This is a genomic window from Bradyrhizobium barranii subsp. apii (genome assembly GCF_011516635.5).
GTDB lineage: Bacteria > Pseudomonadota > Alphaproteobacteria > Rhizobiales > Xanthobacteraceae > Bradyrhizobium > Bradyrhizobium barranii.
Genome location: NZ_CP096257.1, coordinates 114358 through 126819 on the forward strand (window position 1 = coordinate 114358; position 12462 = coordinate 126819).

At 61.4% G+C, this 12462-nt stretch carries 11 protein-coding genes; 5 read left to right on the forward strand and 6 right to left on the reverse strand.

The features are described 5' to 3' along the window. Positions 1–297, forward strand: a complete 297-nt coding sequence (locus HAP41_RS49580; protein WP_166107191.1) for a hypothetical protein — start codon at positions 1–3, stop codon at positions 295–297. Continuing rightward, on the forward strand, positions 269–4258 hold the full coding sequence (locus HAP41_RS49585; protein WP_166107193.1) for a hypothetical protein: 3990 nt from the start codon (positions 269–271) through the stop codon (positions 4256–4258). Before HAP41_RS49580 ends, HAP41_RS49585 begins: the two co-directional genes overlap by 29 nt. Before the next feature lie 453 nt (positions 4259–4711). Here HAP41_RS49585 and HAP41_RS49590 read toward each other — a convergent pair whose 3' ends face one another. Beyond that, positions 4712–5326, reverse strand: a complete 615-nt coding sequence (locus HAP41_RS49590; RefSeq protein WP_166107195.1) for a hypothetical protein — start codon at positions 5324–5326, stop codon at positions 4712–4714. Positions 5327–5591: 265 nt separating this feature from the next. On the opposite strand from HAP41_RS49590, the gene HAP41_RS49595 reads away from it, so the two are divergent. After that, the gene (locus HAP41_RS49595; protein WP_166107197.1) at positions 5592–7652 is read left to right on the forward strand and encodes a hypothetical protein; all 2061 of its coding nucleotides are present in this window, start codon (positions 5592–5594) and stop codon (positions 7650–7652) included. Between the two features lie 15 nt (positions 7653–7667). On the opposite strand, the gene HAP41_RS49600 is transcribed toward HAP41_RS49595, so the two are convergent. Beyond that, a complete protein-coding gene (locus HAP41_RS49600) occupies positions 7668–7844 on the reverse strand; it encodes a hypothetical protein (RefSeq protein WP_166107199.1) in 177 nt (58 codons plus the stop codon). A gap of 349 nt (positions 7845–8193) precedes the next feature. On the opposite strand from HAP41_RS49600, the gene HAP41_RS49605 reads away from it, so the two are divergent. Beyond that, positions 8194–8925, forward strand: coding sequence for a hypothetical protein (locus tag HAP41_RS49605; RefSeq protein WP_175618598.1), 732 nt, complete (start codon positions 8194–8196; stop codon positions 8923–8925). Continuing rightward, positions 8925–9812: a DUF4238 domain-containing protein gene (locus HAP41_RS49610; protein ID WP_166107201.1), complete on the forward strand. Its 888-nt coding sequence runs from the start codon at positions 8925–8927 to the stop codon at positions 9810–9812. Before HAP41_RS49605 ends, HAP41_RS49610 begins: the two co-directional genes overlap by 1 nt. A 352-nt stretch (positions 9813–10164) precedes the next feature. On the opposite strand, the gene HAP41_RS49615 is transcribed toward HAP41_RS49610, so the two are convergent. From HAP41_RS49615 to HAP41_RS49630, 4 genes are read right to left on the reverse strand one after another with little or no spacing between them, the layout of a single operon-like run. Further along, positions 10165–11091, reverse strand: a complete 927-nt coding sequence (locus tag HAP41_RS49615) for an ImmA/IrrE family metallo-endopeptidase (protein WP_166107203.1) — start codon at positions 11089–11091, stop codon at positions 10165–10167. A gap of 11 nt (positions 11092–11102) precedes the next feature. Then, positions 11103–11603: a helix-turn-helix domain-containing protein gene (locus HAP41_RS49620; protein ID WP_166107205.1), complete on the reverse strand. Its 501-nt coding sequence runs from the start codon at positions 11601–11603 to the stop codon at positions 11103–11105. Further along, positions 11600–12226, reverse strand: coding sequence for a hypothetical protein (locus HAP41_RS49625; protein ID WP_166107207.1), 627 nt, complete (start codon positions 12224–12226; stop codon positions 11600–11602). Before HAP41_RS49625 ends, HAP41_RS49620 begins: the two co-directional genes overlap by 4 nt. After that, positions 12223–12417, reverse strand: coding sequence for a ribbon-helix-helix protein, CopG family (locus HAP41_RS49630; RefSeq protein WP_206706280.1), 195 nt, complete (start codon positions 12415–12417; stop codon positions 12223–12225). The genes HAP41_RS49625 and HAP41_RS49630 overlap by 4 nt, the downstream gene beginning before the upstream one ends. Between the last annotated feature and the right edge of the window lie 45 nt (positions 12418–12462).

Genomic DNA, 12462 nt, shown 5'->3' on the forward strand with positions numbered 1-12462 from the left:
ATGCTCGATCAAGCTAACAAGACCAGCCTTCTCTATATCCGCGGCGTCAACCGATCGTTTCCGAAAAGAAGACCGGAGAGTCCGACCAATGGAGTGGCGGCGGAATCTTTTTCGGATGAAGATGCCGTGGGCGTTAGGACCATCGGGACGAGCGCCGGCCGTCATCGCAAGAGACGTCTCTTGCGACGCGGCCCGCAATCACCAAATCGGCCGGACAAGCCGACATCGGAGGGTGCGTCCTTCCGAAATCCTCATCCGAAAGGCGCCGATGACGAAGAGCCCGATAAACCGGATTAACCTGCTCTCGGCACGTGCCTTGACCGCGCAGTCGCTCAAGGACGTCTCGGTTGCCTCCGGCGTCAACTTCTGGACGCTTTCCGACTTCGAACAGGGTCTCCTGGGTTCGCTCGGGGAGCATTCTCAAGCTGTCGAGCGTGCCATGGCGGGTTTTGGCGTCCGGTTCGCGCCGGACGGCTCCGTCGCGGTCGAGACGGCGCCAGCCCCGCCCCAATTACTGGCCGGCGACCCCTTCCGCTGGATCGAAGCGCAGGACCTCGCGAACTGGGGTTCGAGCCGCGACGGACAGGAGCGGCTTCCGGAAATGGTCGGCCGGCTCATCCTTGCGACGGTCGGGCCCGCCGCCGATTTCCGGTTTCCGGCCGGCGACAGCGTCCTGTTCGCAGGGTGGGACGGCATCTGCAGCATCGCAACCGGTCGAGGCAAGGTCTCCGATGGAGTGTCCGTCTGGGAGGTCGGAACGCAGCGGACCCGTATCGCGGAGAAGGCGAACGAGGATTATGAAAAGCGCTCGAAAGGACCGACGACGATAGACCGCAAGAACACCACGTACGTGTTCGTGACGCCGCAAAGATGGCCGAAAAAGGAGACATGGCGCCGGCAGAAGATCGCGGAGGGCATCTGGAAGGAAATATCCGTCGTCGATGGCGACGACCTCGTCCACTGGCTGGATCTGTGCCCCGGCGTCTCGCGCTGGCTTTCGGTCCGCATCGGCAAGCGACGCAACGACCTGCGCGACATCGGTCAGGTGTTCGGGGAATGGTCGCTCGCGACGGACCCCCCATTGAGCGCTGAACTGCTGCTCGGCGACCGGGACGAGCAGGCGACGCAGGTCCGTCGCTGGCTGAAGGGTCCGCCCGATGTGCTGACCATGCAGGCCGAATCGTCAGAGGAGGCGACGGCGTTCCTTCGTGCGGCGATCGACCCGCTTCCGGTGCTCCACAGGCTCTTCTGGGAAAGCCGCCTTTTCGTCGCCGAATCTGGCGAGGCCGCGCGCAGCTGCATCGGATTGAGCGCCAAGCTCGCCATCGTTCTGACGGACGCCGATCCCGGCCTCGCCGCATCACTCGTGAAGGACGGTCATCACGTGTTCGTCGCGCTGGGATCGGACACCGGCGGCGCGCGAGGTCCTTCCCGCTTGGCGCGTCCCTGGAAGCTCACGATCCGGCGCGCGCTCGAGAGGATGGGCGTCGACCAACAGAAGGCCCAGGTCTCGGCCGGCGGATGCGGTCGCAGTCTGACGGTCCTGCGCAGGTTGATGACAAGTTCCGCCAAGAAGCCTTCATGGAGCGCGGCGCCGGTCTCGCCCTCCCTCGTCGCGGCGATGCTCGCCGGAGCGTGGGATGGCTCCCATCCCGTCGATCGGGAGATCATGGAGCGTCTCAGCGGCCGCAACTACGCAGACTTCGTAGCCGATCTGACCGCGTTCGCCGGCTTCGACGGGCCGCTGCGCAGGTCGGGCTCGGCATGGAAGCTGGCATCGCTGCGCGACACCTGGTTCCTACTCGCCGACCAACTGACCTCGCATCAGGTGGATCTGCTGGTCGAAAACTTCCTGAACGTGTTTTCGGCGGACGATCCCGACTTCGACGCAACCCCCGAAAGCCGTTGGACCGTCGCCGCGGGGCCGCCGAAGCTCGCTTCGAAACTGATCCGGCGAGGCCTCGCCGAAGCGTTGATCGCTCTGGCGGTGTTTCCGGAGCGGGCGAACGGCGTCCTCGACGGCAAATACCGAAGCCACCAGGCGATCCGGAAACTGCTGGAAGACGCCGACGAGCGGAGGTGGTGGTCGCTGTCGGACGACTTCTGTCTGCTCGCGGAAGCGTGCCCCGAGGCGCTTCTCGACGCGCTGGAGCAGGCGCTACGAGACGATGCCAGGCCCGTCATGCCGCTGTTCAGAAGCGACGAAGGTTTCCTCCACAGGATCGAGTACTTGGCCGAACTCATGTGGGCGCTCGAGATACTCGCCTGGAGTCCCGAGTATCTGGGACGCGCCGCGCTCGTGCTTGCGCGGCTGGCCGAGTTGGATCCGGGAGGCACGTTCTCCAACCGTCCCGACGCGACCTTGCGGACCATCTTTCTTCCGCTGTCGCCTCGCACGTTCGCTTCGATGGCCGAGCGGATGGAGGTCGTCGATGCCGTCGTGTCGAAATTTCCGACGGTCGGCTGGAAACTGCTGGTCGCACTGGCTCCCCGCGTCCATCCCGTAATCGAGCCGTCCGCGTTTCCGACATGGCGGGATTTTTCGGCCGAAGCCGCGGCGCGCGGATCCTCGCCCTCCGCCGGCCACCGCGAAATCGGTGCCCGGATGGTGGCCGGGGCCGGCACCGACCTCGAGCGCTGGTCGAACCTGTTCGACCATTGGAACGGATTCGACGACGAGTGGCGTAAGAGCGCCGAAAACGCGCTTTCCGCGGTCATCGATGCAGCCTCCGACGAGCAGAGGGTCGCGTTCCGCGAGATGCTCCGCCGACTCATCGGAAAGCACGAACAATTTTCCGAGGCGCATTGGACCCTCAAGGCCGACGCGCTCGCTCCACTGAAGACGCTCTACGAAAGGCTCGAACCGACCGATCCGATCGTACGTCATGGCTGGCTGTTCGGAGCGCCGGACTACAAGTTCCGCAGCGACCGCAACTGGTACGAATTGCAGAAGGAGGCGGAAGAGGCTCGGCATGCCGCGGCGGAGCAAATCCTCGAGACCTCTTCGCCGGAGGCCGTAATCGCGATGGCGAAGACGGTCCGGAATCCCCGCCTGCTGGGAGACGCAGTCGCCGCCGCCTCCGTACCCGACGAAACGAAGGACGATCTGTTGGAGAGGGCGCTCCCGGACTCGGGAATGGAGGAGTTTGTCCGCGGCATGCTCTCCACGCTACGCGTTTCGCGAGGAGAGCCCTGGCTGCTGGACCGATTGGAGAAGGGCGCGGAGCGAAACGAAGATCCCGATCTGCTCGCGAGAATCGCCGTGCAGCTGACTCAGGAAAGGCGGAATTGGGACGCGATCGAGCGTGCCGGCGCGGACGTCGCGACGCGATATTGGAAGCGCATGAATGCGTTCGCTTCCGATTCGATAGCCGACCCCGACTACGTCATCGAGAAGCTTCTCGCAGTCGATCGCGGCCGAACCGCGATGACATGGATCGCCGCCAATCCCAAGATGCCAGTACCGGCCTCCTTGGTCGCTTCCGTCCTGCGCCATCCATCCACGATCGACGGCGGTGACATCCAGGACGGCGACATGTTCCAGCACGAGGCCACGGAACTGTTCAAGCGGCTCGATGCCGACGCGTCGTTCCCTAGACTGGAAATAGCCGGTCTGGAATGGATCTACCACCGCCTGCTCGAGCATGGTCCGCGTCCCGCGAAGTGCCTGGACGAAGCGATCGCCGCGGACCCGAGCTTCTTCGTGCGTCTGCTGGCTCACGTGTATCCAGCGGAGGGAGAAGCGCAACCGCCCGAATTCTCGGAAGCCGAGCGCAAGATCGCCGAGCAGGCCTTCCACGTGCTGCAGGCTTGGTCGGCGGTGCCCGGTATCCGGGCCGACGGCGAGATCAACGCGGAGGCCCTCCGATCGTGGGTCGAGGAAGTCCTCCGACTGGCCCGGGAGGAACGACGTTCCGTGGTCGCCGAAAGCAAGATCGGCGCGATCCTGTCGAAGGTGCCCAACAAGGATGGCGCCCCGTGGCCGCCCGAAGCGGTCCGACACATCATAGAGCACGCCAGCAGCAAGGAATTGGAGAACGGGTTCTTCATCGCCGAGCGGAACAAGCACGGGTCCTCCGTGCGCCGCACGACGGAGGGCGGCGGCATCGAGCGCGAGATCGCTTCCCGCTATCGTGCCTTTGCCAAAGCCGCCGGCATCGCGAACGTGAGGACCCGCGCCCTGCTCAACCTGCTCGCCGAGAGCTACGAGCGCGAAGCCGAAGAAGAAGACCGGTCGGCCGAGCGGCGGGATTGGTGACGAGGGTCGATCGGAGCTCCGGTGCAGTAGTGATGCGCCACGCTTCCGTCGCATTGCAGACCGTCGATGCCTGTCCCACTAAGCTCAAAGATTCGCAATTCGGTGCACGGTGACGCCGGAGGGGACTCACGATGGACGACGATATTCTTCGGAAAGCAGCCGGCGCCGCATTGCTGGACAATGACCGCATCGCCCACACGGCTGCCGGCCTGCCAGATCCGTTCACGAATAACCTGAGGCGTGTAGCCGAGGGATTGGGCACCGACTCCTACGCGATGGCACTGGCCACGGCCGGCGTCTCCAGCGCGAGTCTCGCAGTCATCCGGGACGCTTTCGCCGGCAGCGACGTCGCGCGCATGACCGGGGTCTTGCGCGACGCCGCACTACTCCCTGCCACCGATATGCTCCGCATCGCCGGTGACGAGCCCGGTCGACGACCGAAACTCAGCGCTTCTACAGTTCGTAACGAGGAGGCTCGGACCGCCTACGCCATGCGTGGATTAGAAACGCCAGCGCCGCCAAAAGACACAAGAAAAGGAATACCAAAAGGCCGTCCGTCCAATACAGGACATACTCGACCACGTGGTCCGTGGCCTTCTTGCCCTCCATGCGCTGGCCCATTGCGAAACAGGGTCCCTTCGGACAGCCAGCAGCGAACGCCTTCGATCGACTTCCGAAGAAGGAATCGGAGATCGGTGTCGGAGAGTCCCAGAGGTGAATGCGGCTATCGACGTACCTGTTGCCGAAACACGCGAGCCCGGTGAGTACCGCCATTGCGAACACAAGCACCGTTCCCCAAGAAAAGAGCGGGCTTCGGTGAGTTTCATCCTCGAAGAGCGTGTTGGGAGGTGCCACGGTCGACGTTGCGGACTTGCGGGCCCCCATGACGTAGAGAGCCAATACCGACGCGAGGATCGCTCCGACCGCGAAGCTCGCCGCAAGGCCGAGATAGCCGGCGGAAATCAGAACGCCACGATGAGTGCCGTTGTAAACGAAAAAGATTCCGGTGGCCGCAGCCGGTACGTAAGCCGCGCCCAACCAAGTCCAAAAGCGAGCCAACGGCAGCATGATGGTTACCCTTTTGGTAGAACAAAGCCCGTGAAAGCTTCGACTTAGGAGATCGCCTCCGTTGAGGCAATCGATTTTCCGCAGGCCCACGTCGTGACATCGTCTTGTCACATCTTCCCAAGCTCCTTCCGTGTGTCGGGTCGCGGCGCCTCGTCGAACGGCTCGTTCAACTGACGAAATCCGAATCTGACGTGGATGTTATTTGTGGCCGTGACAACGTTAACGGGAACGACTTTACTTCTCGCGAACCGGGAGGAAGATTGCCATGCGGTGGTTTTGGGTGTTGCTCACAATAGCTCTCGTCGGTGGCGGCCTCTACTACTCATTGCGTGACGATCCTCTTCGATCCGAGCTAAACCGGCGCTTTCCACCGGTCGACGTGGAGCAGCAGAGACAAAAAGCCGTCGACTCCGCCTCGACGGCCGCGAGTATTCTGACGGCTCCCAACGTGGCCGCCGGGACCGATGTCGCGACGATCCAGGGGGTTTTGCAGAACGAACTGAGCAAACGGGGGGTCACGAAACTCGCGCTCGCTGCCGAGCGGCAGCTCCTTCGCCTGACTGCTGACTTCGACATAGTGCTCAAACCGGAAGATATGCCTCCCGGACTCGACAAGGCGGATCTCCTCTCCAAACTGAAGCCCCAAGTCGCCGGTCGGATCGACGTGTTCCTCGGCGCCGCCGCCGACTTGACCTCGTCTGCGGAGCGCACGTTGCGCGTGAAGCTCTTACCGGTCGTGCGTGGTCTCGAGATCCAAAAACTCACGGTGGCCGGCCGCTACGATATGACCGAAGCCGGCGACCTCCTGGCGGCCGTCCTCAATCGCTATGCGGATAACCTCAGTGCAGCGATCGGCGGCGATCCGGTGCTGAACATCGAACTTCCGACCACTCTTCAGAAGGAGTTCGACGTGTCCGGACCGATCCACGTCGATCTCAAGGAAGCTCCGGACCTCAAATTGACGCTCGCGGCGCATTCCGTGAAAAGCCCATTCGGCCTGGCCGCCGCTGCTTGGCTGATCGATCAAGGCAAGATCGAAGCCGTCTTTCAGCTTGCGCCCCTCGGAGACTTGCCACCGAAACCGCCCGAGAAGGTCGGAACGTTCGACGAAGTCAAAACCGTAATTCGGAACAGCACGAACGACGCGCTCGGCATCGCCGATCCCCCGCCCGGGATATGGCTCGCGATCGGCAAAGCCCTTATCGCGAAGAGTCTCGACCACGCCTTCTCGGAAGCGCAGCCGTGTCTGACGGGTGAGGGGTCCATTCCGCGCGAGGAATTTTCGCAAAAGGTTCCGACGCCTGACGCTTCGTCGATCGACTGCACGCCACGGAAGGATTGCACGCCTACGCGGCAATGCGACTTGCAGGAAGACACCAGAGACTGCCGACGGCCGCGCAACTGCACGCACAATCACGACGAGCGGGAATGCAACAAGTGCATCGCCTCGGCGTTCGGGCATTGCATAACTCACGGCAACGACCCCTTCTGCGAGGCGGCCAAGGCCGCACAAAATGCCGCCTATGACACCGACTTCAACGCTTGCAACGCGCTCGGCCCTATCATGGATGCGGTGTGCGAGGCCGAAAAGGCGACGCAAAACGGCCTGTACTCGACCGCAAAGTTGAAATGCGAGGCGGACAAGAAAGCCGAAAGCGTCGCTTGCGAGGCGGCCAAGACGTCGGAAAAATTCGCGTGCGAGGGAGAGAAGGGCGTCATCGACGGACTTCACCGCACCGGCAACTTGGCAAACATCGACGGCAGCGTCGCCGGAAACGGCAATCTGAGGATATGTTTCAGAAATGTCCACGTCAGCGAGAACATGGACAAAGTCACTCTCGCGCTCGAAGCGGACGGGAAGGCCGATATCGATACCCATTTCAAGTTCGTGCCGCTCGACGTGGCCGGGCACGTTCTCTGTCCGTTGGAGTGGACGGCGGACAAGCGGATCACGGCCTCGATACCCCTGCAGTCCGTCGCGACCGCCATGTCTTTGGTGCGAAAGGACGCTTCGTCGGACCTTTCGTACGAGGGCAAACTCGACGGTCTGGCGCTCAAGTTGCATTTCCAGCCCAGCCCGCTGTCGCTGGTGCTGCAGAACGTGAACTTCGCGCTCGCCTGTCCTCCCGCTGCAGGACTTATCAACGGGCTGACCCGCGGCCTTGGCCCGCTGCTGCCGGAATTCCTCAAGGATTTCACCTACAAGACGAAACCGGTATCGTTTTCATTTTCGCCGACCTTGCCGACCCAGACCGTCCTCGGCCAGAAAATAAAACCGGTCCTTTCCGAAAACTCCGCGGCGTTCGTCCTTACCGGCAACCCTTAGCCCGAGCCGTCGGGCTCAAACACTTCGCGCGGAATGTAACGCCGGAGTACCGCGGGCCCCTCTGCCGTCCCCGATCGCGATGCCGAGCGCCTCGGTCGAGAACTCGAGAATGCGCCTGACTTCGCTCAGGATGCGTCGCCATTCGGCGACCTCGATCCATCGCGTCTGCTTCCAATAGTGCGTGTATTCCATGTCATGCTCCAGAGGTTGGTTGAACCTCCGAGCGCTAACTTGTGTTGCTCGAGCTCGGCTACTCGTGCTCTGCTCAAGAGCTTGTGGATATGGTGGAAAACGAAGGGCTAACGAACGATTTCGTTAGCGCAGGGCCATAGAACCGGGGAAAGTCGGGATTCGGAAAAACCAAGCCGCCGGCGGAAGCCTGAACTTGAGCCCGTCATCGCTTGGATTCGGGACCCGCCATACCCACATCGCGGCCATGCTTCACGCTCCGACTCCGACCGCCCTGGCTCTGCCGGGTTGGATCGAACCTCACGCCGGGCTGCTTCGGCAGCCACCCGGCGGTCAGCTGCTGTACAAGGTCATGAGCGTGGAGAATTGCGTCCGTTCCATCGAGGGCGGCTATCTGCATTTTAATCGCGTCGATTCCTACAAGGATTTCCCGGACGCCGACCGTCACGACGGCGAACAATTGCCGGGCGACCGCGCGGGCAACGCGGCCGCGACCTTCGCAAAGGCGCCGGGGTTCTCTGTTGCCCACTACTACGACCAGTCGCGATCGCGGACATACGCCTTCTGCGCCGCGCTCGAAGACACCGATCACGCCTGGACCTACGGCGGCGGCACAGCGAGGGGCAACGTCGGCCTGGTGTTCGACTTCGACAAGCTCCGCGCCACCCTGAACCGCGCGTTGCTATCAGGCGGAGCCGCATTGGAATTCAATGGCGCCCGGTGCCGCCAGATCTTCGACCTGAACTATGGCATCGTCAACTACGTCGATTGGGAGAGCCATCGCGCCAACGAGTCCCGGTTGCCCAACCCGATCATGTACACCTACCTGAAGGATAGAGGACGGTTCGCCGAAGAGCGCGAACTGCGCATCTCGCTGTCCGCGCTCGGGATCGGCAAATTCGTCCTGGACGATCGTACCGAGATTGCCTTTCCGCAGCACTTGCACCTCGACTTCGATTTCAGGGCCGCTTTCGCCGATAACACGATCCGGGAGATCATCGCCGGCCCTCGTTGCGACGAGGATTTCCTGCGAACCGAGCTGCGCCGGCTCGGCGCCGACCTTGTGCCGCGTGACCCGCCGTGATGAGCGCTCCGATCGACCATCATTTCATCCCGGCGTTTTTCTTGGCGCAATGGGCTGACGGCAGCGGCAAACTGGTCGAATACACGATCAAGCATGACAAGGTTATCGCGAAACCCGTCGGGCCGCGGGCGACAGGGTACGAGCAGCACTTGTATTCGTTTCCGGAGTTGCCGCCCGATGCCGCGCATTTCCTCGAGGCCGTTTTCTTCAACTATGCGGATCGCGTTGCGGCGGATGCGCTGCGAAACCACCTGTCGGCGGCGCCGGCGCCGTGGACTACCGAATTGATCAGCGCCTGGTCGCGCTTCGTCATCGCACTGCATTTGCGTCATCCCGACGCGATGCCGGAATTGCGTGCTGCTGCCAAATCCGTGTGGGATGGGGGCGGCGATGCCTATCAAACCCAGTATGAGGCGATCAGAAAGCCCGAGGACCCGCCGACTTTCGACGAATATCTTGCGGCGCGCGATCCGTTGACCGCGATCAAGGTCAGCGTCAACATGATCGTGAAGGTGTTCGACAATGAGATTCTGGGCAAACACCTCAATAACATGACTTGGGGCGTGATCGACGTCGGTCACTCGCCGTACCGCTTCCTCCTATCGGACCGTGCTGCCGTGTTCGCCAATCTCAACAATGCCGACGGGGTGGCGTATTTGCCGATCGGCCCGACCAAGCTTTTCGTGGCCATCAACAGCCCCGACCGCCTGCAGCAGTTGCGCAAACTGCCGCCCCGCGACATCGTCCACAACTCCAACCGGTTTTTGGTCGGCCGCGCTCGCCGTTTCGTCTGGGCCCATGATCAATCGCAGAGCGCCTTCATTTCGAAGCATATGTCGCAGCGCATGGAGCCGACGCCGCTCTTCCCAAACATCGGACTGCCCTAATCGACCTCTCCGAAGGTCCAATCGTCGAGTCGGATGAATTCGTGAAAGTTGCAGCGCGGGGCGGGACAAACCACGCTCGGCGACACATTCCCGTTGAGGTCGATACTGTGCCGCCGAAGTGTGAGGATATGCCCTGACGAACAAGCCATCGTCGCCTTGAAGCGAGTTCGTGTGGAGGCATGGCAGGGGCACCAGCGGCCACGGTTTGGGCGATCGATCCCGACGATTTCCCGTCTTATCAAAACACGACGTTTTCGTCGCCACCGGTTGCGGAGAATCGAGCGAACACTCTCGAGAGAGTGAGACCATCGATGCGGTACGACCAACATCTGAGTCAGGGCCCGCAAGATTGTCATCCTCCAAAGACCGCCGCTCTCCTATTCGACGCCACGCCCAGTGTTAGCACGGCTCGTGTCGTCGAGAAGCACTCGATGCGAAACTCCCACCCCTCGCCGCGAGCGTCCGTGAGGACGTCGGTGACCTCGAATACGGGGCCCCTAGTTCGATTTGTGGCATGCGCCTTGACGAATGAGAACGCCATTTCCGGCTCGATGTTCGAGAAGCTGCTCTTGAAGGCAGGCGATCTGATGAAGTACCGCCACGCCATGGGACCGTCATGGGCGCCGATCTCAGGAAACCTGGGGTGCGAACTGACTACGCCGAACATAGCCTGTTCTGGATCGCGACTTTCGATCAACCGCCAGAACGTCGACACGATGGAATTGTCGTAGCGTTTGGCGAGCCTCTTGACCGTTTCGAAATTAGGCCTCAGGTCGCGAGCCTCAGTGGCGAAGCGATCGGTCATGAAGAGTAGGCGTCCCGCTCCATAGTTGGCCTCGGCCTCGATCGTGGCATGGCACGTTGGATCGAGGGTGACATTGTTGTCACCTAACAGGAAGTCTTTATGCCACCCGATGACGCTGTGGCTGATCTCGTGGCTTTCGATCCAGCGGTGCTTCGGCTCGGGTACCGTTTCGTCCAAAAGGATACGCATGGATGCCGGCACCCAGAACGCCGTCAACTTGGACTTTGTGAGTGCCTCGCTGAGATACTTGCCGACGTCAGGTATCGTCTTTCTCGCGAACAGCCTGAAGCGATGCGAGAGCTCATCGAGAAGGCCGGGATCCGTGCTTTTGTAGTATCGAAGATCCAAGTTCAGAAGCTTCCGGACCTCCGCAAGGCGGATTGGCGGCTCGGGATTGCCGAGGTCGCGCAGAATGCGGTTGACCTGGGCGTCGATCTCCCGCCTCTCGTATTCTCCGACTTCGGCCTCGATCATCTTTTCATCCGCTACGCCGATTCATTCAGCATTCCGACGAACGCCTCCAGCACTTCAAGTTGCTCTCGCGAAAGACTGGAAACATCATCCGAATGGGCAGCGAACTGGACCGCCTCGTTATACAATCTCCGATCGACGGCGATCGTCGCACCGGACATCTGCGAAAGATTGTTCAAAGATACACCGAAGAATTTCGAAAGATTATGGAGAAGGCGAGGTCGGGCCGTGTAACTCGGATTCGTCTCGACCTGTCGCAGTTCGTCTTCCAAGACGTCGGCACGCACGGCTACCTCGGGCAGCGTCAGGCCATCCCGCATTCGCAATTGGCGAACGAGCGTCCCTAACGCGATCCTCAATTGCACGGCGGCTCGCGGAGCTACGATGGATGATTTCCCGCGCGCCAGATCGTCCGCCACGATATTCCGTTCGAGCGCCCGTCCGGCGTCCGTCTCTATGTCCGGATCCGATTTGATCTTTTGTTCAAGCCATTCCGTTGAAAACAGGAGTTTCATGGCCGAACCTCCGCTCCCCTGAGGAATTCGATCGCTTGTTCTTCCGTCATTTCAAAGTAACGCATTTCCTCGGTCTCGTCGAAGCCGCAATCTGTTAGGCCCAGCTCATCCCGGTACCAGGTTTCGGATTGCTCAAGCGAATGCAGTCCTACCCTACCGCCAAACTCGAGATCGAAGCTCAAGCTGACGCAGGTGGCGAAGAGCGCCCGGCCGACGCCCATGTATTTAGGCTTCGGAGAGAGCTTGTGTCTGTTCCATGGCGCGGTCGCGATGCGGTCTATGTACGCAAGCTCTCGGCCTTTGTGCGGAGGCAATGTTGCAAATCTGGTCGCGATGTTGACGTTCATGATTCCTTGGGTGAGGCCGTCGCATTCGATTACGAAATTCTCGTAGGCCAGGGTCGACTTCATTATGTCGTCCCATCCCCAGTGCGAATCTTGGGCGTTGCCTTCCACGGACGCAGCCCAGTCGGCGAAGTCCGCATTTCGCCGCACGAGGTCCGGCTTCCAAAGTTCTTCGTAATGGCGACGGTTGGTGTCGTCGGATCCGAAGAAAATCTGCGCCGGCTCCATCTCGCCGGTATGCCGATTCAGCAGGACGCGGTCGCCGAGCAGCTTCTTCATAGTACGACGAGCTCAGCCTTATCCTTTGTCGTGGGATGCTCCACGAAGACCTTCTCCCCGCGCTCGATGCGCTCGGTAACGGATTGGTAGAGCCGGAGCGCTTGGCGGAGCAGGGCGGTCTTTGACATGCCGCGCCGCTGCGAAAGATCGTCCAGAACTTCCATTTCCTTGTCGCTCAAGATGAGCGTCATCTGCCGACGATCCATGGCCAAACCTTGAATTTGCTTGCTGAATTG

Excerpts from the sequence above, each read along its gene's own strand:
- HAP41_RS49605 (WP_175618598.1), top strand. The coding sequence starts at position 8,194 with ATGAGCGTGGAGAATTGCGTCCGTTCCATCGAGGGCGGCTATCTGCAT.
- HAP41_RS49580 (WP_166107191.1), top strand. The coding sequence starts at position 1 with ATGCTCGATCAAGCTAACAAGACCAGCCTTCTCTATATCCGCGGCGTC.
- HAP41_RS49610 (WP_166107201.1), top strand. The coding sequence starts at position 8,925 with ATGAGCGCTCCGATCGACCATCATTTCATCCCGGCGTTTTTCTTGGCG.
- HAP41_RS49620 (WP_166107205.1), bottom strand. The coding sequence starts at position 11,603 with ATGAAACTCCTGTTTTCAACGGAATGGCTTGAACAAAAGATCAAATCG.
- HAP41_RS49615 (WP_166107203.1), bottom strand. The coding sequence starts at position 11,091 with ATGATCGAGGCCGAAGTCGGAGAATACGAGAGGCGGGAGATCGACGCC.
- HAP41_RS49585 (WP_166107193.1), top strand. The coding sequence starts at position 269 with ATGACGAAGAGCCCGATAAACCGGATTAACCTGCTCTCGGCACGTGCC.
- HAP41_RS49590 (WP_166107195.1), bottom strand. The coding sequence starts at position 5,326 with ATGCTGCCGTTGGCTCGCTTTTGGACTTGGTTGGGCGCGGCTTACGTA.
- HAP41_RS49625 (WP_166107207.1), bottom strand. The coding sequence starts at position 12,226 with ATGAAGAAGCTGCTCGGCGACCGCGTCCTGCTGAATCGGCATACCGGC.
- HAP41_RS49630 (WP_206706280.1), bottom strand. The coding sequence starts at position 12,417 with ATGACGCTCATCTTGAGCGACAAGGAAATGGAAGTTCTGGACGATCTT.
- HAP41_RS49600 (WP_166107199.1), bottom strand. The coding sequence starts at position 7,844 with ATGGAATACACGCACTATTGGAAGCAGACGCGATGGATCGAGGTCGCC.
- HAP41_RS49595 (WP_166107197.1), top strand. The coding sequence starts at position 5,592 with ATGCGGTGGTTTTGGGTGTTGCTCACAATAGCTCTCGTCGGTGGCGGC.